Origin of the sequence: Halovenus anhuiensis (genome assembly GCF_037080055.1) — an archaeon.
Lineage (GTDB): Archaea > Halobacteriota > Halobacteria > Halobacteriales > Haloarculaceae > Halovenus.
The window spans coordinates 68,842-92,386 of sequence record NZ_JBAOJI010000008.1; the positions used below are offsets into that span (position 1 = coordinate 68,842).

Below are 23,545 nucleotides of genomic sequence, written 5' to 3' on the forward strand. Positions count from 1 at the left end.
GCTCGACACACTATTTTAGGGTATGAAGCGGACAGAGGTGTTGCAGACTCGATGAAGACGCTGTTTGGCGTGAACCCGCAGGTGATCGCCTTGGCGCTAGCGCGAATGTCCGAGTCGGTCGGCAACTCCTTTCTGATCGTCGTCCTGCCGCTTTTTATCGCGAGCGATTTCGTCGGCGGCGGCACGTTCGGGTTGACCGAAGTTGCGATCACTGGCGTCGTGCTCGCGCTGTTCGGACTCGTGAACAGCCCACTCCAGCCGTTTACCGGCCGCCTCTCGGATCAGACCGGCCGCCGGAAAATCTTCGTGCTGTTCGGGCTGACGGTGCTTGCGGGAGCCAGTTTCGCCTACTCCTTTGTCACGTCCTACTGGCATCTGATCATCCTGCGGACACTGCAGGGGATCGCCGGTGCGTTCATCATCCCGACGACAGTCGCACTGGTCAACGACCTCGCGGCGGAGGACAACCGCGGCGGGAATATGGGAACCTACAACACCTTCCGACTGGTCGGGTTCGGCGTCGGACCAATCGCCGCCGGTGCCGTCATCGAGGCGGGGCCGTACAACGTCTCACTGCCGGGACTCAGCGCACAACTCAGCGGCTTCGACGCCGCCTTCTACTTTGCGGCCTTTACCGCGACGGTCGCCTTTGTCCTCGTAACCGTGCTGATCGACGACCCCGATATCGATCCGGCTGACCCCGACGAGGAATCGACCTCGATTGCGGTGTTCGACCAGACCGGCGAACACCTCCTCGATCCGGTGTTTACCCTCGGCGTCGTCTCGTTTTTCATGGCCATCGGGATCGCTGTCTTCGCGACCCTCGGTGACATCGTCAACACGCGACTCGATCAGGGATCGACGATGTTTGGCCTCCAGTTTGCCGGCTTCGTGCTCGCCCAGATTCTCCTGCAGGCACCGATCGGTCGGGCGACGGACTTCTACGGCCGCAAGCGATTCATCCTCCTCGGGATGGTACTGCTCGTCCCGACGACGGCCGTCCAGGGCGTGATTCTCGATTCCTGGCTGATGTTCGGTGCTCGCTTCGCACAGGGTGTCGCCGGAGCGATGGTCTTCGCCCCGGCGCTGGCGCTGGCCGGCGACATCGCCACCGAGACCAGTTCCGGGACGACGCTCTCCGTGCTGACGATGGCCTTCGGGTTCGGCGTCGCGGCCGGCCCACTGCTGTCGGGCTTTCTCGTCGGATTCGGCTTCTACGTCCCGTTCGTGCTGGCCGCGGCACTGGCGGCCGTCGGGACCGTCCTCGTCTACACACAGGTCGAGGAAGTCCGAACGCCGAACCGCTCGGCCGACCCCAGTGACTGAGCGGACTCGAAACGCCTTTGCCCGTTGCTGACTGACTAGTCAGTCAATGAGTGAGGACGACGAGGCGATCATAGACGCAGTCGATCAGGCCCTGCGCAAACACGGCTACGCCGAACTGACGATGCAGGACATCGCCGACGAGAGCGAGAAGAGCAAGTCGCTGTTGCACTATCACTACGACACGAAGGAGGATCTGCTGGTCGCTTTTCTTGACGATCTCATTTCGGATTATCAGGAGCGGATGGCCTGTCGAGAGGGGCAACCGCCGACCGAACGTCTCGTCGAATTTCTCGCCCGGTTCGTCTTTACCCCGGACGACACCGGCCGCGAGCAGTTTCATCTGGCGCTGCTGGAGATGCGGTCGCAGGGGCCGTTTAACGACCGAATTCGCGATCAGTTGGACCGGAGCGATCAGACGCTTCGGAACACCGCAGCGGAGATCATCAGCGAGGGAATCGAGCAGGGAGTCTTCGAGGCGGTCGATCCCGAACGGACTGCCGCCCTGCTCGTGGCGACACTCGACGGTGCCCGGACCCGCCAGATCACGCTCGGTGACGCGAACGAGACCTACACGCGGACAGTCGTCGAGCAAGCGCTTTCACAGATTGTCGAACCGATGCTCGTGGAGGGGGTCGACCTCCCCGACCTCGACGCAGTACTGGCGGAGCTAGACAGAGAGGAGTGAGTTCGCGAATCCCCAACCCCGTCCGGCTGACGATCCTCTGGATAGGGCTCGGACTAGCTAGACTCGGACTGATCGACCGCGACAGAGCGGTGAAGACGACCGAACTCGCCTGGCCGCGGATCGTCACCGGCATCGCCCGGATGTCGAAAAACGCCGTCGACGTGGCGATGGTCGGCGTCGCCGTCGGCACGACTGCGGTCGCTGGCGTCGGGTTCGCGAGTCCGTTCTGGGGACTGGCTTTCGCCGTCGGCGGCGGCGTCGCCGGCGGCACCATCGCGCTGGTCTCCCAGCGCTACGGGGCGGAATCCTGGGACGAACTCGGCCGGGCAGTCCGGTCGAGCACGCTGCTGGCCGTCCTGTTGACGATTCCCCTCTCTGCGGTGTTCTATCTCTACCCCGAGACACTCATCTCCGTGCTCTCAAGCAACGAGGGCGCAATCGAGCAGGGGACGACCTACCTCCGAATCGTCGGTCTCGGCATTCCGTTCGCCGCGCTGAACCTCGTCGGCAGTCGGACGCTGGTCGGCGCTGACGACGCCTACACGGCGATGCAACTCCGGGCCAGCGGCGCGGTCGCAAACGTCGTCCTCAACGCGGTCTTCATCTTCGGATTCGGCTGGGGTGTCGCCGGCGCTGCGCTCGGAACCGTGCTCTCGAACGTCGTCATCACGGCCGCGTTCGCACTCGGACTCGTCTTCGGAGGGCTGCCGGTCATTGGGGCCTTCCCGGTACAGATCTCGGCAGTCGGTCGATGGGCCGAACCGGGGATGATCCAGGATCTGATCACCATCGGCACGCCGGTCGGCCTGCGCAATCTGGTCTGGACGACCGCCGAGTTCCCCATGCTCGGGATTCTCGATATCTTCGGGGAGAACACGGTCGCCGCGTGGGTCATCGCCCGGCGGATCTGGGGCGTGATGAACGCTCCCGGATGGGGTTTCGGGCTGGCTTCTTCCAGTCTCGTCGGCCAGGCACTCGGCCAAAACGACGAACGCGAGGCGAAGTCCTACGGGAAGGATATCATCCGCTTCTCGGTGGCGACCTACGCAGTCTCGGCGATTCTCGTGGCGCTGTTTGCCGGACAGATCGTCGTCCTGTTCGCCAGTGACCCGACCAGCCCCGAGATACCCATCGCGACGAATCTCGTCTACGCGGCGAGTTTTGCGATTATTTTCCAGGGTGTAGCAGGTGCCTCTGCCGGACCGCTGGACGCCAGCGGTGATACGCGGATCACCTTCCTCAGCCAGTTCCTCGGGATGTTCTGCGTCTCGATTCCGCTGGCGTATCTCGGGGCTGCCGGACTCTCGATCGGAGCCATCTCGTTGCCGCTGCTCGGTGTGAGTACGCCAGCAGTATCGATCCCGGCGATCGGACTGTGGGGGCTGTATCTCGCCTTCATCGCCGAGACAGCGGTGCCGGCAGCGATCAACTACTGGCGCTTTCGCACCGACAAGTGGAAGTCCATCAGCGAGGAGTACCGGCCCGACGCCGCTCCCGCGGACGACTAGCGCTCGCGGGGAATCGAGAACGAGAAAGTTGGGCCTGAATCCCAACCTCACGGCGACAGCGGCAACTCCGCCCGTCCGTTCGTCCGCATGACCGCCCTGTTGCGGTCTGGCCACTCGAACAACCGCTCCCGAAGCAGGTCACCGTCTTCAGTACGCGGGTCGGGTCCGCCGAGGACCGCACTCACCGTCAGCACGAACCAGCCGCCGTATCCCAGGAAGACACAAACCGGCACGAGCACGACAATCGAGATGGCGACCCTGACGAGCCGTTTCCGGAATGGCTGATCGTCTGTGTGTTGCTCAGTCGACTCCATACGTAACCTACTCAGCCAGGGGAGATAAAGCGAAAGTCAGTGTTTCTGGGCGAACGACACGGCTGGCGAGAACGAGAGACGACCAGCAACCCAACCGAGCGGTACCCAGGGGGGGCATCACCGAGGGTCACCCGGATCTGTCAGCCGGCACTCGGAACAAAATCGCCAGTAGACAGGCGTTTCCTGTGCAATCCGATTCTTTTTATGAGCGCGAAAGCAACATAGGGACGTCGTTGATCGAGCATGGATATCGACGCGCGAATACAACGCCGCCAGCGCCGCGACGAAGGGCCGGTGTTGATCCAGGATTACGAAACGCTCTCCCCAGTGGCACACATCGACGAGCCCTCCAACCGGGGACCCGTCTTCGAGCGGTTGCTCGATCATCTCGATCCCGTCTTCGACGGGAGCCTGCCTCCGAACGCCTACGTCTACGGCCCTGCAGGGGGTGGCAAATCTGCCGTCGTGACCGCGCTGTTTTCCCATCTCGATCAGTTCTCCGCCGAGCAACGCTCCGTGATCCACACGAGCACGCGCGTGAAATCTCCGTCCTCGCCCAGTTTCGTCTATCTCGACTTGCGGGAGACACAGACCGGCTTCGAGTTCTACCACGACGTACTTGACGCGCTGGCCGACGAGTCGATTCCCGATCACGGAATCAGCACCGAACGACTCCGTGAGCGGCTACAGACCGAACTCGACAACTCAGAGGTCGGTGTCGTCATCGCTGTCGATCACGTCGACGAGCCGAACACGACCGACGTTGCCGATCTGGTCGATCTGTTCGCAGGCTTGCCCAGCAACACGAGTTGGCTCGCAATCGGGCGGGCCGAGCCACAGGAGATCGTTCTCTCGGAGTACACCGCGCGGTCGATCCACGTCGACAGCTACCAATCACAGATGCTCGTCGATGTCGTGATGACCAGAGCGTCGGAGGGGTTGAGCCAGCAGGCACTGCGACACGACCTGGCGCGAGAAATTGCCGACTGGGCCGACGGAAACGCCTATGACGCCTTGGCGGCGCTTTTCATCGCCGCCGACCGGGCGAATCAGGCCGGCCGGACGCAGGTGACCGAGCGAGAGATCCAGACCGCCTGCGAGGAGATTCCACAGCCGTCGGTCTCTCTGGGGCGGATTCTCTCTCTCCCACCGAACAAACAGCTCGTTCTCCGGGAACTGGTCGACCTCGACGAACAGCAACGGCGGTCGGTCACCGTGACGACCGAGGCGATCAGCGACGCACCGACCGTCGACCTCACTTCCGGAACGGTCAAACGGTTCCTCTACGAGATGGCCGAAATCGGAATCGTCGAGCGCGTACAGGGCGATTCCCGCGGGAAGGGTCGGCCGCCGAGCCGCATCGAACTGCGATTCCCGCCGACGGCCTTTCGCCGGCTCTACGATCTGAAAAAGGAGAGCTAACGCAGCGAGGCAGCGACCTTCTCGCCCACAGCAGGCGGTGCTGGCGACCCCACGATCAGCGAGCCGAACGGGTCGAGGCGACTCGCTTCGAGCCAGATCCCGAGACACGAAGACCATATTTCACCGGAGGCTCTATCGATTCGTTGTGAGCATTCAACCAGGAGATCGGGTCTCCCTGTCGTACGTCGGCCGGTTCGAGAGCGGCACCGTCTTCGCAACCTCAGAGAGAGCGGTTGCAGCGGAGCACGGACTCGATACAGCGGATCGCGAGTTCTCGCCGCTCAGATTCACCGTCGGCGGCGAGGAGGTCATCGAGGGCCTCGACGACGCCGTTCGGGGGATGGCCGAAGGCGAGGAGAAGACGGTGACGGTCCCGCCGGAGCAGGCCTACGGCCGCCACGACCCCGAACGCGTCCGTGAGTACGATCCAGATACCTTCGAAGGAATGGTCGGCCAGTCGCCCGCGGTCGGACTCCACGTCGAGGCCGAAAACGGGCTGCACGGCGACGTGACGGCCGTCTCCGAGGAGACCGTCGAGGTAGATTTCAACCACGAACTCGCCGGACAGCGACTCGTATTCGAGATTTCCGTGCTCGAAGTCGAGTGAGCCCAGCGTAGCGGAGGTATTCTTATCATTGAGGGATCTCTATACTCCGTAGGTGAAACAATGTCCCCAGATCAACCTCACGACCGGGAGAGCTACGTCGGTGCAATCGATCAGGGGACCAAAGGGACGCGGTTTCTGGTCTTCGATCAGCGGGGACGAGTCCGTGCAAACGCCTACGAGCGCCACGAACAGCTTCGGCCGAGCCGGGGCTGGCTCGAACACCACCCGCGGGAGATCTGGGCGGACGCACAGGCCGTCGTCGAGCGCGGCCTCGACCGGGCAGAGATCGAACCGACGCAGTTGAGCGCTCTCGGGGTGACAAACCAGCGCGAGACGACGCTCGTCTGGGATCGGGAGAGTGGCAAGCCGATATACAATGCAATCGTCTGGTCGGATCGGCGGACGACCGACCGGATCGAAGAGCTCGATACACAGAGCAAAGAGCGAGTTCGCGAGAAGACCGGGCTGGAGCCTGACGCCTACTTCTCGGCGACGAAACTGGCGTGGATTCTCGACAACGCGGACTCGGAGACAGGCCAACGCTCACTCCGAAGGCGAGCCGAGGCGGGTGAGTTGTGCTTCGGGACGGTCGACTCCTGGCTCGTCTACAACCTCACCGGCGAACACGCGACAGATGTCTCGAACGCCTCGCGGACGATGCTGTACGACATCCACGAGCTAGCGTGGGACGACGAACTCCTCGAAGAGTTCGCGATTCCTCGGGCGATGCTACCCGACGTGCGGCCATCCTCGGCAGTGTACGGACGGACGAACGCCGATGGCGTCTTCGGGACCGAGATTCCGGTGGCGGGCGTCGTCGGCGATCAACAGGCCGCACTGCTCGGGCAGAGCTGTTTCGATCCCGGCGACGTGAAAGCGACCTACGGGACCGGCACGTTCGCGCTGCTGAACACGGGTCCCGAGCCTGTCGACTCCAACGGAGGGCTGTTGACGACCGTCGGCTACCAGCTCGACGGCGAGCCCGTCCAGTACGCGCTCGAAGGAGCTTCGTTCACGACCGGCGGTGCGATCGACTGGCTAGAGACCGTCGGCGTCGTCGACGGCCCGGTCGAAATCGAGTCGCTGGCCAGGGGGCTCGACTCCAGCGGCGGCGTCTATTTCGTTCCTGCCTTCGACGGACTCGGGACCCCCCACTGGGATCCCCGAGCACGAGGAACGATCCTCGGCCTCACCCGCGGGACCACTCGCGAGCAACTCGTCAGGGCGACGCTAGAAGCCGTCGGCCACCAGACCCGCCAACTCATCGAGGCGATGGCTGCAGCGACCGAGTGGGCGGTCGAGCCGATCCACGTCGACGGTGGCGTCGTCAAAAACGACTTCTTCTGTCAGTTGCAGGCGGATCTGCTCCGGACGGAACTACACCGCCCGGCAGTCGAGGCGACGACCGCACTCGGGGCAGCGTTCGCGGCTGGACTCGCGGTCGACTACTGGGACGACGTCGCAGACCTTCCGGAGTGGGAACTCGGCAAGCGATTCGAGTCAGGTGGCGACCCCGAAGAAATCGACCGACAGTATGGGCGCTGGAGCGATGCCGTCGAGCGAACCAGAGAGTGGGCCGTCGAGCGCTAATCCTCGACGACGGCGGCTTCGAGAAGTTCCATCGGGTGGCGAATCTCGTAACCGGTGCCGTGTTCCATCTGCATCGCACAGGTCGGACATTCTGTCATGCCGACCTCACCGTCAGCATCCTCCATATGCTCGAACATCTCCTCACCAATCTTCATCGATTTCTCGTATTTCTCGGCTTTCCAGCCGTAGGTGCCGGAGATGCCGGAACAGGATTCGCCGACATCTTCGACGCCGACGCCGTCGAGATCACCGAATAGCTCGACCGCCTGTCGGTCCAGGCCCTGATTGCGGGCGTGACACGGCGCGTGATAGGCGAACTCGTCGGCCAGTTCGTCGTCGATATCGGCGTTCTGGACCGCACCTTTCAGATCCTCGTGAATCCGCAGGTACTCGACGGACTCGAAGGTGTGTGAAGAGAGTTCGTCGACGCCGTCGATGTCGAACAGTTCGGGGTACTCCTGACGCAGTGCCATCGAACAGGAGGTACAGGAGGCGATGGCGTCGTAGCCCTCCTCGATCAGGTCAGCCATCGAGGAGATGTTGACCTCGGCGTGACGGCGAGCGTCGTCGAGCATCCCGTTTGCGAACATCGGCGTCCCCGAACACCGCTGCTCGGGGACGACCACCTCGTAGCCGAAGTGTTCGTAGACGCTGACGAGCGCTCGGGCGACTTCAGGCGTGTTGTAGTTGGAGTAACAGCCGTGGAAGTAGGCAATCTTTTTGTCTGCATCAGTCGGTTCGCCGCGGCGTTCGCGGTGTTCGCGGGCGCGTTCGCGTGAGCCAGCAGCACCACCCTCTTTGGCCCACCACTCCCGGAACGTCTCCTGGGCGAATTCGGGGAACTCCCGTTCGCTCGTGACGCCCATCGTCTTCTCCATCAGCCAGCGGGCCGGCCCGAAATTCATCGCGAAGTTCGCGATCCGTGGCATCTTGCTGGCCAGCCACGCCGACGTTCGGTAGTTCGAGAGAATCCGATTGCGCCAGTACTCGACGGAGGTCTTGGACATCTCCTCGCTGACGTACTCCCCGCGAGCGGTGTTGTGCATCTGCGAGAGCGGCACGCCGGACGGACAAGCGTTATCACACCGCATGCAGTTCGAGCAGTCCATGATCGAATCGTCGATAGCGTGCTCGTCGTCGTTCTGTTTCAGCCGCCACTGCTCGGGTCCCTGGAACTTCGGGCCGGGGAAGTCGTCGTCGACCTCCGCCACGGGACAGTTCGTATCGCAGGTCGAACACTTGTAACAGGAGTCCGCGCCGGATCGCAGGTCGAAGTCGTCGCTGTCGGGGAAGACATCGACTGGTTCGAACTCCTCGCCGGTGTTCGGTTCGACGGGATCGAAACTGTTCTCGCTCGGTTCGCCTGGCTCGAAATCAGAAGAGTCTGCGTCGCTCATTGTGCCTCCGTTGCCGCAGTCGTTCCCGCATCGTAGCCCGTTGCAATCGACACACCGCTGCCGGATTTCTCGGCGGCGAAGTCGTACCCGCCCAGTACTGAGCCGGCCGCCCGCAAGTTCTCGAACGCCACGGTCGACCCGTCATCCAGCGGCCGCAACTGCTCGTCGGTCGCCACGCCGAAGCCCGCAAACTCGTGGTCGCCAAAGACCGCATCCTCGAACCAGTCGTAGCGGTCCTCCGGGTGGGCGACGTGGCAGTCGAAAACCGGTTCGTAGACGCCCTCGCGGTCTGATTCGACACCCTTGCCGACCAGCCCGCCGGTTGCGAGGATATACTGGTCGGCGCTGTTTGGGATCTTCGCACCGTTCTTTTCGATGTAGATCTGTTCGATTCGATCCTCCCCGTCGAAATCGGTGACCGGGTTGCCCGTCTCGATGCTGACGCCCGCCTCGTCGAGTGCCTCGAACAGGCGGTCTTCCAGCCGCAGTCCGGGCAGTGAGGGCGGTCCCATCGGCACCTCGAACACCTCGGCACCGAGTCGGTCGCTCAGATCTGCTCGTACTGCCTGAGCCTCGTCGTCGCCGAGAATTGCCGGGAAGCCGACCCGGGCTTCACCCTCTAGTTCGGGGTTGATCCGCTCTGCCAGCGCCGCCCGGGCCGGTCGCTCCCGGCCCCTGACGGTCACGGTGCCGTCGGTGTCGAGCAGTTTCGCGTACCGGGTCACCTTCGCGTCCGGGCGGAGGTCGCCGGGGAACCAGATGGTCACCCCGCGCACGTCGAAGGGGACGCCGGCCGCGTCGAGGTGGTCGGCCGCCCGTTGTGCGTCGAAATCGGTCATCGATTCCAGCCCGACGAAGACGATGTCGCGGTCGTCGCTGGCCAGTCCGGCGGACGCACTCGCCGGATACCGGGCGGTGGGTTTGACCGTCCCGCCGTGGGTCGGGATCAGCGCGTTCCGGTCAGTGTGCTCGCCGTTGTAGGTCGGTACCGCGTCGTCGAACAGCGACATCGCCGTCCGAACCGTCTCGACGCCGACGGTCCGGTACGGGTGGCTCTCATGAAGCCTCGGAATCTCCTCGTACGGATCGGTGATCGGCCCCTCGCCGTCGGGCGTGTAGCCGAGGATATCGACCAGCCCCGAGGCATTCCGGAGCGTGCTCTGCTTGTAGGAGACCAGTCGGGTGTCCGCGCCGGCGCGGGCGGCCGCAAGCGCGCTCGTCAGGCCAGCGAGGCCGCCGCCGATCACCAGCACCTCAGAGTCAATCGCCATTCTGCCCTCCGTCTGTCGCGACGCCGGTTTCGGTGTCGGCAGCCTGCGGAGTTGGCTCGCCGCCGTCGAAGGCAGAGAAGTCGATCTCCTGGCCGTCGGCGGGGTCGTGATCCCGGTTCTGGGTTGTCGCCTGGAGTGCGTAGTTCAGCGCGGCTTGCGAGAGCTGTTCGCCCCACAGCGCGTGGCGCTGGCCCTTCCAGCGTTCCTGGAGGAGTTCGTCCCACGCCTGCCGGGTGGTCACTTCATCATAGCTCCGGGAGAGTTCGTTTGCCAGCCGGTGACAACAGAATCCGCCCTGGCAGTTGCCCATCGAGGCACGAGTCCGAAGACGGACGGCGTTGAGATCCGAGCCAGCGCCTTCGATAGCATCTTGGACCTCCGCGCGGGTGACACCCTCGCAGTTGCAGACCACGGGGTTCGGTTCGTCTGTCTTCAGCACCTCGTCGGCCCGCGAGCCGAGGCGTTCGACGCTTCGCCGGCCGATTGGCGAACGGAGGCCGAACTCGTCCATGTAGTCCCGAAGGACGGAGAAGTCCTCGCTGCCAGGGAGAGGAACGTCGGCGGTCCGACAGTCGGCGTCGATGCCGAACTGCTCGCAGACGTGGTCGCTGATCTCTTCGCCCATCATCCGGTAGGTGGTGAACTTGCCGCCGACGATACTCGTCATCCCTTCCAATCCGTCCCGCTCCTCGTGGTCGAGCAGGAAGTAATCCCGCGTGATGTCGGTCGGATCGTCGCTGCCGACATCCGGCGGTTCGTACAGCGGGCGAACGCCCCAGAACGACCGGATCGTCCGGGCCTCCTCGAGCATCGGGACGAGTTCTTTCAACGTGTCGATCATCATGTCGACTTCCCACTGCTCTTCGGGGTAATCCTCGGGGTCGTCGACTTCCTCGTCGGTCGTGCCCAGAATTGCTGCCGTCTCGTGTGGAACGATAATATCGGCGTCGCCCTTCGGTTTGCAGCGGTTGATCACCGTATCTACCTGTCGAATGTTCATGACGGTCATCACGCCCTTCGACGGCCTGACCTCGATGTCGACGCCGGCCATGTCGCCGATGCGGCCGGCCCACGCGCCCGTTGCGTTGACGACGTAATCGGCTCTGATCTCCTCGGTCTCCCCCTCAGTGCCGTGGACGCGTTTGCCCGCGCCGGAGGCGTGCTCGACTTCGACGCCGACGACTTCGCCGTCCTCGACGAGCAGATCGGTGACCGTCGAGTGGGTCTCGATGCGCGCGCCGTGTTCCTGTGCGCTGGCAGCGTTTGCGACGACCAGTCTGAACGGATCGACCGCGCCGTCAGGGACAGTGATTGCCTTCTCGATATCTGTCGCGAGATGGGGCTCCATCGCGCGGGCCTCCTCCGCAGAGACGACTTCCGCAGGAATCCCACACTCCTTGCAGCCCTCGAGTTTCTGCTGGAAGTACTCCTCGGAATCTTCGGGTCGCTTGACGAACAATCCGCCCGTCATCTCGACGCAGTGGCTCGCGATATCCCGGAGGACGCGGTTCTCCTCTATGCACTCCTCTGCGCTCGCCTGATCTGCAACGGCGTAGCGCCCCCCGCTGTGCAAGAGACCGTGCATGCGCCCGGTCGTCCCGTGGGTGAGATTCCCCTGTTCGAGCAGCGTTACCTCGACCCCCCGCATCGACAGGTCGCGGGCAATCCCAATTCCCGTCGACCCGCCGCCGATGACGACGACGTGTGGTGTAGATGGCATCTGCAAACGACTTGTGATGCAATCTACTTTATTTTATCGCCAAGTAACCCCTATCAGTAAAATATCTACCGCGGGCCGCGACGTGTCACGACCCTCACTGCGGCAGACTGGAGACGCCAGTGCGGTGCACGGACCGCTTCCGGGCAGCAGACCAGCCGGAAGGTCTCTCCCCTACCTTTCTATACTACGTGTTAGAGAATAATAAGGTTTGTGCACACATACCACACCTGCGTGAGCACGCCGGAGCAGAGACGAGATGGAAGAAATACCCGGACGGAAAGTGGACAGTGAGGCAGATGGCAAGATCTTGCTGGTCCATAACCGCAAGACAACGCTTGTCTCGCAGGCAAGCCATCATACTTTACTGACCATACCTAACCATCAGTAACTTTTATTAGTTTGCCACATAGTGTCTACCAACAGGGGTGGAGACGCGGCCAGACTCCGCCTTTCGGAGGGAAAGACTATGTCAGATACATACGTTGGCGCGATCGACCAGGGGACCACCGGCACCAGGTTCATGGTGTTCGATCACGGTGGCCAGGTGGTCGCAAACGCCTACACGAAACACGAACAGATATACCCGGAACCGGGGTGGGTCGAACACGACGCCACAGAGATCTGGGACAACACAAAGCAGGTCGTCATCGACGGACTCGACGAGGCAGGGTTAGAGCCAGAGCAACTCGAAGCGCTCGGCATTACCAACCAGCGCGAGACGACGATCGTCTGGGATGCGGAGACGGGGGAACCCATCCACAACGCGATCGTCTGGCAGGACCGACGAACGACCGACCGTGTCGAGGAGCTACAGGAGGCCGACAAGGTCGAGTGGATCCGTGAGAAGACCGGCCTGGAGGCCGACGCCTACTTCTCGGCGACGAAAGCCGAGTGGCTGCTCGAAAACGCCGATCCGGTCGGCACCGACCGAAGTGGTGACGCGCTGGAAGACCGGGCCAGAAACGGCGAACTGCTGATGGGCACCATCGATACGTGGCTCATCTACAACCTCACCGGCAACCACATCACCGACGTCTCGAACGCCTCGCGGACGATGCTGTACAACATCCACGATCTGGAGTGGGACGACGAACTTCTCGAAGAGTTCGAGATTCCGCGAGCGATGGTCCCGGATGTCCGACCATCTTCGGACGAGAACACCTACGGCTACACCGACGCGAACGGCTTCCTCGGTGCCGAGATTCCGGTCGCAGGTGCGCTGGGTGACCAGCAGGCGGCCCTGTTCGGACAGACCTGTTTCGATGCCGGCGACGCGAAAAACACCTACGGAACTGGATCGTTCTACCTGATGAACACCGGCAACAAGGCCGTTGCGTCGGATCACGGCCTGTTGACGACCATCGGCTTCCAGCTTTCCGGTGAGCCGGTTCAGTACGCGCTGGAGGGGTCGATTTTCATCACGGGCGCGGCCATCGAGTGGCTCGAAGACCTCGAACTGATTGACGACGCCGCCGAGACGGCAGGACTGGCTCGCTCGGTCGATTCGACGGACGGGGTCTACTTCGTGCCTGCCTTCACCGGACTCGGCGCGCCCCACTGGGACGGACGTGCGCGCGGGACAATCGTCGGGATGACCCGCGGCACCCGAAAAGAGCATCTCGTCCGGGCGACGCTAGAAGCGGTCGCCTATCAGACCCGAGACGTGGCGGAAGCGATGGAGGCCGACTCCGGCGTCGACACCACCAGTCTGCGTGTCGACGGCGGCGCAGTGAAGAACAACTTCCTCTGTCAGTTGCAGGCCGACATCCTCCAGACGGAGATTGTCCGTCCGGAGGTCGACGAGACGACCGCACTCGGCTCCGCCTACGCCGCAGGGCTGGCAGTCGGCTACTGGGAGGACGTAGATAGCCTGCGGCAGAACTGGCACGTCGACGACGACTTCCAGCCAGACCGCCATCAGGACGAAGTCGACGAGAAGTACGAACGCTGGAACGAAGCAGTCGAACGGTCACGTGATTGGGCCAACGACGAGGGGGATGACTGATGATTGGGGAGGTTCTGTTGAACGTGCCAGTCCTCGATTTAGCGGTCGAGGATTTTATCGTTCTGCTCATCACGGCGCTGGCAGGGGGCGCATTCGGAGCCGCACTCGGTGCACTCCCGGCGTTCATCTTCACCGGATTCGTCGTCTTCCTCGGGGAAGGAATCGCGATTCTCCAGCGTGAGGTGACCGGACAGGTCGAAGCCGTCCCACAGGGTGAACTCGCAGCGGGCATCACTGGAACGATCGGTTTCGGCGTGATTACCGGTCCCCACATCGCCTTCGCAGGCGGTGTTGCAGCAACTGCCTACGCGGGCAAGAAGTATCCCGAAATGGAACCCGACGACTGGGACTACCACTTCGGGAAGAACATCCTGTACGCTTTCGGGACGAAGCCGGATATCCTCGCCGTCGGTGCGATTTTCGGCGCGCTGGGGATGCTGATTACCCGATTCGGGTACGCAGCAGCGGTCGTGAGCGGCACGCCGCTCACCGACTTCATCGCCTTCTCGGTGTTCGCGACAGCGATGATCGCCAGACCGGTCTTCGGCTATCCGATTATCGGCTCACCGAACGGGTCGAGCCTCCTCGATATGTCACCGTTCGAGGAGGAAGACCCACATCCTGAAGCCGTCGCCGACGGCGGAGAAGTGCCACCGGAACACCAGGGACGACTCGCGACCGAGCCGTGGCTCCCACACCAGTACAAGTGGTCAGGAGTCACCGCAATTGGACTGGTCGGCGGAATCCTCGCAGGGTTCATTTACCTCGAAACGGGGAGTTTCTTCCTCGGCTACGGGATTTCGGCGATCAGCCTGCTCTTCTTGAATCTCGGTGTAGAGAAGATTCCGGTGACCCACCACATCACGCTCATCGGCGCTGTGGGTGCGGCAGTCGTTGCACCCGAGGTCGGAACCGACGTGATTCCGCTGCTCGCAGCGGGGGCGTTCGGTGCCTTCAGTGGCCTGCTCGGTGAGTTGACCCAGCGGATCTTCTACTCGCACTCCGGCACGCACGTCGACCCGCCAGCGATGGCAATTGCGATTGCGATGATCATCATCGCACTGCTCTCGATTGCGGGCGTGTTGCCGAACGCAGGGTACCTCTGAACGGCACCCAGTCTTCGAGAAGTACTTTTTTTAGATTCAGTCACCTCGGCAGAATCGCTCGGAGTCCGGCGTAGGTCACCAGCCCGGCCACGACACCCACGCCGACGACAACGAGCCTGCCTGGTCCACTGACCCCCACAGCAGTGGCAACCAGCGGGCCGATGACGAGTGCTCCGCCGACTGCACCGTAGTGGTAGCCGCCGGCCATCGGATGCGAGGCGAGTGAACTCCCCCGCCCCTCGGTGTTGGCCTTGCTCACGTGATACTGGGAATAAATCCGGACACCGATTCCGACAGACGCCGCCGCGAGCAGTCCGATCACTGCGTCGGCAAGCAACAGCGAGGCAGTGATATAGGCAGCGAGAGCAGCAAACAGTGAAAGAATTCGGCTCCGGCTATCCGCTTCGAGCAGTGGTCCCCCGACATCCTCGCTCATACACGGTGACGACGTGGGCCGGCACGTTAATTGTTCCCACTGAGTGGGGCCGTCATTCGGAGTCCTGAATTCGCTCTTCGGTGCCGACCGTCGGCTCGGTCTGTTCACCGTCGGACTCTGGCTCTGTCCCCTCGTCGTCGTCGGCCTCAACAGCGGAGTCCGGCTGAGGCCCCTTTACTGATTCGGCATCGGCCGGCGCAGGGCCCGACTCCTCAGCAGTCGGTGATTCGACAGCCTGCTCCGCATCTGCCGTCTCCTCGTTCTCCGCGTTAATAGCCTCGTCCTCGGACTCCGTTGACTCGTCGCTTTCTGCCTCGGCAATCAGCTCACCCGTCTCTTCGATACCCTCGTGGGTTGCCTCTTGCTCGTCGACGTGTTCGCGCTTGTACGCCACCGCCTGCTGTTGAATGTCGTCGATTCTGGGCACGTCTGTCACATTCGAGAGAAGAACGGAGGCGGCAATCAACGAGGCGTCGTGTGGCTCGTCACCTGCCCAGATCTGGACGGTATCGGTCTCTTTTTCTAGCCAGTAGCGGCCAGTTTCGAAGCCTTTGCGCGAGCAGACATCCGGCGGACCAGAGAGTGAGAGCATCGCCCGCTCGGCGCTGTCGACCTCGCAAGGCAGAGTGAGTTTCGAGTTGATCGTCGCCTGAATCAGTTCCTTGATTTTGGCCGCGTCGGTGATCTCCTCTTCCTTGCTGTTCGAGCGAAGCAGTGCGAGTAACTTACCCAAGAGAGAATCCGGTCGATCGAGTTCCGTCGTCGCGTAGCCCAGCGAGGAGACGCCGCCGGAGTTGAGCGCCTTCATCGTATCGCTCGGATCGAGCATCGTCTCGGCAATCGGCGCGTTTTCGAGTTCGCCGACGCCGAGGACGGCGATGATCCGGGTGACGAGTTCGATATTGAGTTCGGGATACTGGGCTTCGAGGTCGTCGCCGTTGTCGTCGTACCACTCCTCGTTGTCGAAGAGGATGACGTTGTCTGCAAGGCCGACATACGACTGGAGCGAGCGGGCGGCGTTGTAGGCCTGCTGGCCGCCCTCGCTGTCCGTCGGGAGGATACCCAGCACGTAAACGGGACTATCAGTGATCGATTTGAGTCCTTCGAGGACGACAGGACCGACACCGCCGCCGGTGCCGCCGCCGAGTCCCGCCACGAGAACCGTCGCGTGGACGGTGTGAGTCGCGAGTTTATCGAACTCCCGGTAGATCTCGTCGGTATCTTCCTCGGCAACCTCGGCACCGAGTTCGATGTCGCCGTCGAGGCCCTGCCCTCGGATGTCGGGGTGGGTGTCGCCGACGAGGACGTGCCGATCAACGGGGATGTGATCGTACTCCTCGAAGGCCGATTTCGTCGTATCGAACACCAGCGTCTGATCGTTCGTGAACGCCCGGTCGCTGTTCCGTTCGACCTTCCGCAAGGCGTTGACGATCCGGCCACCGGCAGCACCGACACCGACGAGTGCGAATTTCATGTGTTAGACAACCGGGTCGAGTTCGTCGTCGTCGTCCGTGATCAGGTCACTGATCTCCTCGTCACGGACCTCTTCCTGTGCCTGAATCTTGTTCTGGGCGTCGACGGCCTGGTTCTGGATCTCGTCGATCCGCGGGGTCTCGGTGACGTTCGAGAGCAACACCACGGCGGCGAGATGGCTCGCGTTCTGTCGTGGGTCGTCACCGGCCAGCACTTCGACGGTATCGGCCTCCTGTTCGAGCCACTGACGGGCACTCTCGACGCCTTTCCGGGCGAAGGTCTCCGGCGGGCCGGAGAGGACGATCAGCGCGCGGTCCGCGCTGGAAACCTCACAGGGAATCGTCAGCCGGGAGTTGACCGCCCGGCGGACGAGGCCTTTGATCTTCGCTGCATCGGAGGAATCGTCGTCGATCTCTTCGCCGTTGCGGAACTTGTTGAGTAGTCCTTCCTGTCCGTCGAGGGCACTAGCAGCGTAGCCAATCGAGGAGACACCGCCCGTGTCCAGCGTCCGCATGATGTCACTGGAGTCCATCGCGTTCTCGGCGATGTCGGTGTCGTCCTGTTCGCCCGCCGCGAGCAGGGTGACGATACGGGTCGCCAGTTCCTGGTTCATCTCGTCGTAGCCTTCCTCGATGGTCTGGTCGCGGGCCCGCCAGGCGTCGTTGTCGAAGGCGATGAAGTTGTCTACTTTCGTCACGAACGACTGCAGCGAGCGAGCGGCGTTGAGCGCGGGTCGCCCCCCTTCGTACTCGCCCGGCAGGACACCCAGGCCGTAGACTGGTTCGTCGTACATCTTCTGGAGTTCGTCGATGACAACCGGCCCGGCACCGCTTCCGGTTCCCCCGCCGAGTCCGGCGGAAACCAGCAGGGCGTCGACGTCGTGAATTTCCACGTCGTCGAAGGCCCGTCTGATCTCCTCGATATCCGTCTGGGCGACATCTGCACCGACATCGACGTCGCCGCCGACGCCGTGGCCCTTAGCCTGCTGGTGAGTATCACCGATGAGAACACGGCGGTCTTCGGGGATATAGTCAGGTTTCGCGAGATCCGTCCGCGCGGTGTTGATCGCCAGCGCGTGCCGACAGAGATTTCGGCCAGTTTCCTGTTCGAATTCGAGCATCCGGTCGAGAATTTTGGTCCCGGCGTTGCCGACACCGATTGTTGCGAGTTTCATAGCTTTGGAGGTTCAGATGGTCTACTTCTGATTATCGGGGACACCGTGTGTATCTTTCGGCCGTCCCGACGCTGTTGGGTCCATCTGGATAGGCACATGACGGCCACGTATTTGAATGTACGTCTGACAGTCTCGCGAGCGATACTGTGCTGAAGTGACTGGCACGCAACCAGCACGTACCACGCCAGTATGGATCCTCGAACTTTATGTGCGTCTCGCTGGTAGCCCGCGTATGGAACGGTACCGATGCACAAACGAGCGCGGCTGTGATGGGGGGTCGAGATGGTCGATCTGGTGACCTTGGGCGAGGCGATGCTCCGGCTTTCGCCGCCAACCGGAGAACGACTCGAAACCGCACGGGAGTTGGACTGTCAGGTCGGCGGCGCGGAGAGCAACGTCGCCGCCACGGCTGCACGCCTCGGCCTCGATACCGTCTGGCTCTCGAAACTCCCCGACTCCGCGCTCGGCCGCCGGGTCGTCTCGGAACTGCGCAGACACGGTGCCAAGCCCCGAGTATGCTGGAGCGAGGACGGTCGACAGGGAACCTACTATCTCGAAGCCGGCGGCGCACCGCGAGGTTCCAGTGTCGTCTACGACCGTGAGAATGCTGCCGTTCAGACGGCGACACCGAACGAACTCGATACCGACGCCATCGAGGATGCGGAGTTGTTCCTGACGACGGGCATCACACCAGCGCTCTCGACGACGTTGTTCGAGACCACCCGCTCGTTGCTGTCGACCGACACCCGGACGGCGTTCGATCTCAACTACCGGGGGAAGCTCTGGTCGGAAGCCGAAGCACGTGACGCGTACGAGGAGTTGCTGCCCGCAGTCGACCTGCTCTTTGCACCCGAACGGGACGTGCGGTCGGTTCTCGGATACGACGGCGATCCGACAGCGCTGACGGCACGGCTCCGCGAGGAATACGGCTGTGAGACGGTCGTGTTGACCCGTGGTGAAAAAGGCGCATTCGCCGATACTGGCGATCAGACGGTCGAGCAGTCCACAATAGCAGCGGAGACCGTCGACGCGGTCGGAACGGGAGATGCGTTCGTCGGTGGGTATCTCTCGCAGGCGCTCCGTGGGGAATCCGTCGAGCGTTCACTCTCCTACGGGGCGGCGACGGCGGCGCTCAAGCGAACGATTGCGGGCGACATCGCTGTCGTCTCCGAAGCAGAAGTTGAGCGCGTGCTCGACGACGAGTACGACGGCATCGACCGATAGAATCCCCGGTCAGCCGTTCTGGACGTGTTCGGCAATCGGTGCGACCTCGTCGTCTCGGGTCAGCGGTTCGATGACATCGACAGGATCGACCGACAGCATGTACTTCGGACGGCCTTTGCCGGTCGGACTGGTGCTTGACGGCGTCGACATCTCGACGATACCGTCTGCTTCCAGTCGGTTGAGCGCACGGTTCACGGCGGCCTCCGACAGTGAATCCATCAGGTCACGCTCGACAGTTTCGAGCAGATCCCGCGACTCCCGAATCACTTCACCGGTGTGGGCTGGCGTCGAAGCCGTGTGTTCGAGGTCCGCGAGACAGAGCAGTACGATCCGGCCAGAAAGTGAACGTGAGTCGAGTTCCCCCTCCATGTGCAGTGAGTAAGTTCCGAACTGTAAAAAGCCATGCCCACTCGATTACAGGGATTCACATTAGCGGGGGCCGGGGCCACTCACAGGATGATGCTTTTCGTCTGGGTGAACGCCTCGATAGTGTGACCGATCCCCTCGCGGCCGATCCCAGAGTCGTCGACGCCGCCGAAGGGAATATCGCCGATGCCATGGGAGGGCCGGCCGTTGATGCGGACAGCGCCGGCCTGAATTTCGTGGGCCAGATGCATCGCCCGGTCGTGGTCGGCGGTGAAGACGCTGGCGTCGAGGCCGTACTCGTCGGCGTTTGCGATTTCGAGCGCCTCGTCGTCGTCAGCAAAGGTCGTCACTGCGACCACGGGACCGAACTGTTCTTCGTGGATGATGCGGGCGTCTTTCGGAACGTTCGCGAGCAGCGTCGGCTCGAAGTACGCGCCGTCGCGCTCGCCACCGCGGACGAGATCCGCACCGCGAGCGACCGCATCGTCGACGAGCGTTTCGACCCACTCGGCCTGGCTCTCGTCGATCAGCGGCCCCATGTTCGTCTCCTCGTCGAAGAGATCGCCGACGACCCAGTCGTCCATCTTGGCGTCGATCCGGTCGACCAGTTCGTCGTGAACCTCTTCGTGAGCGAGGACCCGGCTCACGGCCGAGCAGCGCTGGCCGCCGTATTTCAGCGAGCCAGCCATGCAGTCGCCCGCCGCCGCGTCCATATCGGCATCGGGGAAGACCAGCGCGGGCGCGTTGCCGCCCAGTTCCATGTGGAGTTCGACCATGCCGCTGTCGCGGGCGATGCGCTTGCCGACCGACGACGAGCCAGTCAGGGCGATGGCGTCGATCTGGTCGTTCTCGATCAGTACCTCGCCGATGTCGCTCGAATGGCCCGGGACGTACTGGAAAGCATCCTCAGGCATCTCGGTCTCCGCGAGACAGTCGGCCAGGATCGCCGCGCTCACCGGCGTCTTCGTCGAGGGTTTGAGGACGACGCTGTTACCGGCGGCAATCGCCGGAGCGACCTGCAGCAGGGTGGTCACGAGGGGGTAGTTGTACGGCGAGAGACAGAGCACCGTCCCGATCGGTTCCGGGGTGACGATGGCTTCCCAGCCCTCGTGGCCCGCGGTCGTCCCGCGGAGATGCTCGCCCTGGTGATTGTGAACTTCCTCGATGGCGCGCTCGACGCGCTCGACGGCGGAGTCGACCTCGCCGCGGGCGCTACCGATCGGTTTGCCCGCCTCGCGGACAATTATCTCCGCCAGCGTGTCCTTGCGGCGTTCGATCTCTTCGGCGAGTGTCTCCAGCCACTGTGCGCGCTCGACGAGCGTGCTCGATCGCATCTGGTCCTGTGCCTGTTCCGCCCGGTCGAGTGCCTCCTGAGCCTCCTCCGGGCCCGCAACGCCCATCTTCGTCAGCGTACCGCCAGTCGCGAGATCCGTCACTTCGAGTTCGCCGTGTTCCAGATCTTCGACCCCGTCGAGTCCGTCTGGAATGTGTCCTGTTGTGGCCATCTGTTACTCCTCCTACGTCCATCTACCGGCCCGAGAGATAAATAGTTTACTCACTACTGAATTAAGTTTACTCAAACACGGTGTCGCGACAGAAGCGGCTTCTCGGGGAAGTGAACGAGTTGATATCGGGCGGCATCCGAAAGCGAGCGGAGAACGTAGGAAGTTACTCGTCGTCGCCGACGCGGATGACCTGGACGAGCGAGTGGACCGGGACGCCAGCGATTTCGTCGGTTCCCTTCTTGTCGACGAGGACGACGCAGGCGACCGGTTCTGCGCCCTCGGCGCGGATCGATTCGACGGACTCGGTCATCGTCGTGCCAGTAGTGATCGTATCGTCGACGACGTAGCACTGTTTGCCCTCCATCTGTGCGAAGTTCCGGGAGAACGCGCCGTCGAGATCCTCCATGTCGTTGTCGTTCCACTGGTGTTTCCGGGGAGCGTACGTGCCGAGTTCGGTATCGAGTTGTTGTGAGATGGTCGTCGCGAGTGGGACGCCGGCTTTCTCGATACCGACAGTCAGATCGACGCTGTCGCGGTCGGGGAGGAGGTCAGCCATCGCCGCACAGACGTGCGAGAGCCGATCAGAACTTCTCCCGATTGCGTTCCAGTCGACGTGGATGTCTTCTGGCCCGTCGAGGCCGGACGTCATCCCGGGAGAGGCCTCGCTCCGATCGATCAGCCAACTCGCCGTCTCGCGGGAGACGTTGAGTTCGTCGGCGATCTCTCCTTTCGAGAGTCCCCGTTCGGCCAGTTCGACGGCGCTGCGCATCAAGTCGTCAATATTTTTCATACATCGACATACAACCGAGATCGTTAATTTCCTTTCGGGGACAGAAGATCTGTCAACGAGACGACCCCGCATGCTTTTTGTCGTCCCCGTCGAGAACGGAGTATGGAACGGTACGACCAGCTGTATCGCCTCTACGACGAATTCGGAACCGACCGTCTGCGTGCCTATCAGGACTTCGTCGATCTCTTCCCGCCTGTCGATTCCCGCGTCGCCCTGGAGCACTGGCAGAACGCCAACGAGGAACTCACCGAGGGCAAAGACGAGATCCGCGAGGCCTTCCCGGCGACGGGCGAAACCTTCGCCGAAATCGCTGCCCGAGCGACCCGCGATCAGGCCTTCACTGCGCTGGACCTGCTCTCGAAACACGGCCGGTCGGTCAACGCGCTCGTCCTCGATGTCGACGAGACGCTGCGCTCGGCGGGTGAGACTGACAACGAAATCCCCCGTGAGACGCTGTATCTGCTCACCGAGTTACACGAGTCCGGCATCCCGATCATCGTCTGTACGGGCCAGACCTTGGAGAACGTCAAGGGGTTCATGATTCAGGGGCTGGGGAACGAAATCGTCCACTCTGGAACGATGAGTATCGTCTACGAGGCCGGAACGGGTGTGTTCACCCCCGGCCACGGCGGTGAGACCAAACAGTTGCTCTACGAGGAACTCGACGAAGAGATCAGGTCGGTCTTCACTCGTGTGCGCTCGCGCGTGCTCTCGGAAGCTCCCGATCACCTCCGGCGGGGCTGTCACCTGCAGGGCAACGAGTTCAACGTCACGATGAAGCCGAACTTCGAGACTGGCTCCGCGGACGCCAAGGAAGTGATCGACGACGCGCTGGTGTACATGATCGATCTGCTCGGTGAGAGTATCGCCGACGAACTCTCGCTCGATGCGGATACCGACGAAATCCCCGACTGGACCCGGGCGTACTACGCCGAGGCCGATTCGGAGATCCGGGCCGTCCTCGAAGGCACCGGCGAACTGCCCACAGAAACCGAGACGCCACCGGAACAACTCGAATCTGTCTTCGAGCGAATCGATGTCGCCTACTACGAAGCCGACGCCGCAGAGATCGGGAGCCTCGAACTGAACAAGGTCGTCGGCGTCCGGCGTGCGCTGGACGTGCTCGGCATCGACGACCCGTTCTGCGTCGTGATGGGCGACAGCAAAAGCGACCTGCGTGTGATGCAGTGGGTCGAAGAGGAAAGCTGTGGGCTCGCCGCCGCCCCGGCGCATTCCTCACGGGACGTGCTGGATCACGTCATCAGAACTGACGAACTGGTCTACGAACCCGGACAGGCCGCCGATATTCTCACGACAATTGCGACACTCAACCGCCTCGCGCGCCTCGACACTCCCGCGTAGCACACGGCTGTCTCTGGTCTCAACATCGCCTGACATTCATATATTGCAAGATTCTCTTTGCGCTGCATCAAATATAGCAGAGCAGCAGGAAGAAAACAGACCGGAAGTGAGAACTTCAGTTCGGAAAATACGGCTCTCGGCGGTGTTCGAGCGCAGGCTTATGTGCATCGAGACGAAAGAACGTGTAATGAGTTCAGACCAAGATCACCTCGAAGAGACGGACACCGAGAAACGATTCGAGTTCAAGAAAGAGGAAAAATCGGC

Annotated in this window: 20 protein-coding genes; 10 read left to right on the forward strand and 10 right to left on the reverse strand. The window is 62.5% G+C overall.

Going from position 1 to position 23,545, the window contains the following annotated elements; genetic code table 11:
- Positions 1–51 precede the first annotated feature (51 nt).
- From V8P86_RS16525 to V8P86_RS16535, 3 genes are read left to right on the forward strand one after another with little or no spacing between them, the layout of a single operon-like run.
- Complete coding sequence (locus V8P86_RS16525) at positions 52–1,326, forward strand: MFS transporter (protein ID WP_336328393.1); 1,275 nt, start codon at positions 52–54, stop codon at positions 1,324–1,326.
- A gap of 46 nt (positions 1,327–1,372) precedes the next feature.
- Positions 1,373–2,011, forward strand: a complete 639-nt coding sequence (locus tag V8P86_RS16530; protein WP_336328394.1) for a TetR/AcrR family transcriptional regulator — start codon at positions 1,373–1,375, stop codon at positions 2,009–2,011.
- Positions 2,008–3,519: an MATE family efflux transporter gene (locus V8P86_RS16535; protein ID WP_336328395.1), complete on the forward strand. Its 1,512-nt coding sequence runs from the start codon at positions 2,008–2,010 to the stop codon at positions 3,517–3,519. The genes V8P86_RS16530 and V8P86_RS16535 overlap by 4 nt, the downstream gene beginning before the upstream one ends.
- Positions 3,520–3,566: 47 nt before the next feature.
- On the opposite strand, the gene V8P86_RS16540 is transcribed toward V8P86_RS16535, so the two are convergent.
- Positions 3,567–3,833: a hypothetical protein gene (locus tag V8P86_RS16540; RefSeq protein WP_336328396.1), complete on the reverse strand. Its 267-nt coding sequence runs from the start codon at positions 3,831–3,833 to the stop codon at positions 3,567–3,569.
- A 243-nt stretch (positions 3,834–4,076) separates the two neighbouring features.
- On the opposite strand from V8P86_RS16540, the gene V8P86_RS16545 reads away from it, so the two are divergent.
- The 3 genes from V8P86_RS16545 to glpK (V8P86_RS16555) all read left to right on the forward strand — a co-directional run bounded on the left by V8P86_RS16545 (position 4,077) and on the right by glpK (V8P86_RS16555) (position 7,452).
- Positions 4,077–5,255 (forward strand): Cdc6/Cdc18 family protein, encoded by a 1,179-nt coding sequence (locus tag V8P86_RS16545; RefSeq protein WP_336328397.1) that lies wholly within the window; start codon positions 4,077–4,079, stop codon positions 5,253–5,255.
- 145 nt (positions 5,256–5,400) lie between these two features.
- Positions 5,401–5,862: an FKBP-type peptidyl-prolyl cis-trans isomerase gene (locus V8P86_RS16550; RefSeq protein ID WP_336328398.1), complete on the forward strand. Its 462-nt coding sequence runs from the start codon at positions 5,401–5,403 to the stop codon at positions 5,860–5,862.
- Positions 5,863–5,922: 60 nt separating this feature from the next.
- Positions 5,923–7,452, forward strand: a complete 1,530-nt coding sequence (glpK, locus tag V8P86_RS16555) for a glycerol kinase GlpK (RefSeq protein WP_336328399.1) — start codon at positions 5,923–5,925, stop codon at positions 7,450–7,452.
- Here the strand turns inward: glpK (V8P86_RS16555) and V8P86_RS16560 are convergent.
- The 3 genes from V8P86_RS16560 to glpA are packed head-to-tail and all read right to left on the reverse strand — an operon-like array spanning position 7,449 to position 11,840.
- Positions 7,449–8,849, reverse strand: coding sequence for an anaerobic glycerol-3-phosphate dehydrogenase subunit C (locus V8P86_RS16560; protein ID WP_336328400.1), 1,401 nt, complete (start codon positions 8,847–8,849; stop codon positions 7,449–7,451). The two genes, glpK (V8P86_RS16555) and V8P86_RS16560, sit on opposite strands and share 4 nt — an antisense overlap.
- A complete protein-coding gene (gene glpB / locus V8P86_RS16565) occupies positions 8,846–10,120 on the reverse strand; it encodes a glycerol-3-phosphate dehydrogenase subunit GlpB (RefSeq protein ID WP_336328401.1) in 1,275 nt (424 codons plus the stop codon). Before glpB ends, V8P86_RS16560 begins: the two co-directional genes overlap by 4 nt.
- Entirely contained in the window at positions 10,110–11,840 is a 1,731-nt protein-coding gene (gene glpA / locus V8P86_RS16570; RefSeq protein WP_336328402.1) for an anaerobic glycerol-3-phosphate dehydrogenase subunit GlpA, read from the reverse strand. Before glpA ends, glpB begins: the two co-directional genes overlap by 11 nt.
- A gap of 466 nt (positions 11,841–12,306) precedes the next feature.
- Here glpA and glpK (V8P86_RS16575) point away from each other — a divergent pair, with 466 nt between their 5' ends.
- Both glpK (V8P86_RS16575) and V8P86_RS16580 read left to right on the forward strand, forming a co-directional pair.
- The gene (glpK, locus tag V8P86_RS16575; RefSeq protein ID WP_336328403.1) at positions 12,307–13,845 is read left to right on the forward strand and encodes a glycerol kinase GlpK; all 1,539 of its coding nucleotides are present in this window, start codon (positions 12,307–12,309) and stop codon (positions 13,843–13,845) included.
- Positions 13,845–14,951, forward strand: a complete 1,107-nt coding sequence (locus V8P86_RS16580) for a DUF7973 family transport facilitator (RefSeq protein ID WP_442909419.1) — start codon at positions 13,845–13,847, stop codon at positions 14,949–14,951. Before glpK (V8P86_RS16575) ends, V8P86_RS16580 begins: the two co-directional genes overlap by 1 nt.
- Before the next feature lie 40 nt (positions 14,952–14,991).
- Here V8P86_RS16580 and V8P86_RS16585 read toward each other — a convergent pair whose 3' ends face one another.
- From V8P86_RS16585 to V8P86_RS16595, 3 genes are read right to left on the reverse strand one after another with little or no spacing between them, the layout of a single operon-like run.
- Positions 14,992–15,387: a hypothetical protein gene (locus tag V8P86_RS16585; RefSeq protein ID WP_336328404.1), complete on the reverse strand. Its 396-nt coding sequence runs from the start codon at positions 15,385–15,387 to the stop codon at positions 14,992–14,994.
- A gap of 52 nt (positions 15,388–15,439) precedes the next feature.
- On the reverse strand, positions 15,440–16,861 hold the full coding sequence (locus tag V8P86_RS16590; RefSeq protein WP_336328405.1) for a cell division protein: 1,422 nt from the start codon (positions 16,859–16,861) through the stop codon (positions 15,440–15,442).
- A 3-nt stretch (positions 16,862–16,864) separates the two neighbouring features.
- A complete protein-coding gene (locus tag V8P86_RS16595) occupies positions 16,865–18,034 on the reverse strand; it encodes a tubulin/FtsZ family protein (RefSeq protein ID WP_336328406.1) in 1,170 nt (389 codons plus the stop codon).
- Between the two features lie 282 nt (positions 18,035–18,316).
- Between V8P86_RS16595 and kdgK1 the strand changes: the two genes are divergently transcribed.
- On the forward strand, positions 18,317–19,258 hold the full coding sequence (kdgK1, locus tag V8P86_RS16600; protein WP_336328407.1) for a bifunctional 2-dehydro-3-deoxygluconokinase/2-dehydro-3-deoxygalactonokinase: 942 nt from the start codon (positions 18,317–18,319) through the stop codon (positions 19,256–19,258).
- Positions 19,259–19,267: 9 nt separating this feature from the next.
- On the opposite strand, the gene V8P86_RS16605 is transcribed toward kdgK1, so the two are convergent.
- The 3 genes from V8P86_RS16605 to gfcR all read right to left on the reverse strand — a co-directional run bounded on the left by V8P86_RS16605 (position 19,268) and on the right by gfcR (position 21,919).
- Positions 19,268–19,627 carry a Cdc6/Cdc18 family protein gene (locus V8P86_RS16605; protein ID WP_336328408.1) on the reverse strand — a complete coding sequence of 120 codons (360 nt, stop codon included), beginning with the start codon at positions 19,625–19,627 and terminating at the stop codon, positions 19,268–19,270.
- 80 nt (positions 19,628–19,707) lie between these two features.
- A complete protein-coding gene (locus V8P86_RS16610; RefSeq protein ID WP_336328409.1) occupies positions 19,708–21,129 on the reverse strand; it encodes an aldehyde dehydrogenase family protein in 1,422 nt (473 codons plus the stop codon).
- Positions 21,130–21,292: 163 nt separating this feature from the next.
- Positions 21,293–21,919, reverse strand: a complete 627-nt coding sequence (gene gfcR / locus V8P86_RS16615; protein WP_336328410.1) for a transcriptional regulator GfcR — start codon at positions 21,917–21,919, stop codon at positions 21,293–21,295.
- A gap of 102 nt (positions 21,920–22,021) precedes the next feature.
- Between gfcR and V8P86_RS16620 the strand changes: the two genes are divergently transcribed.
- A complete protein-coding gene (locus V8P86_RS16620) occupies positions 22,022–23,281 on the forward strand; it encodes an HAD family hydrolase (protein WP_336328411.1) in 1,260 nt (419 codons plus the stop codon).
- Positions 23,282–23,545 lie beyond the last annotated feature (264 nt).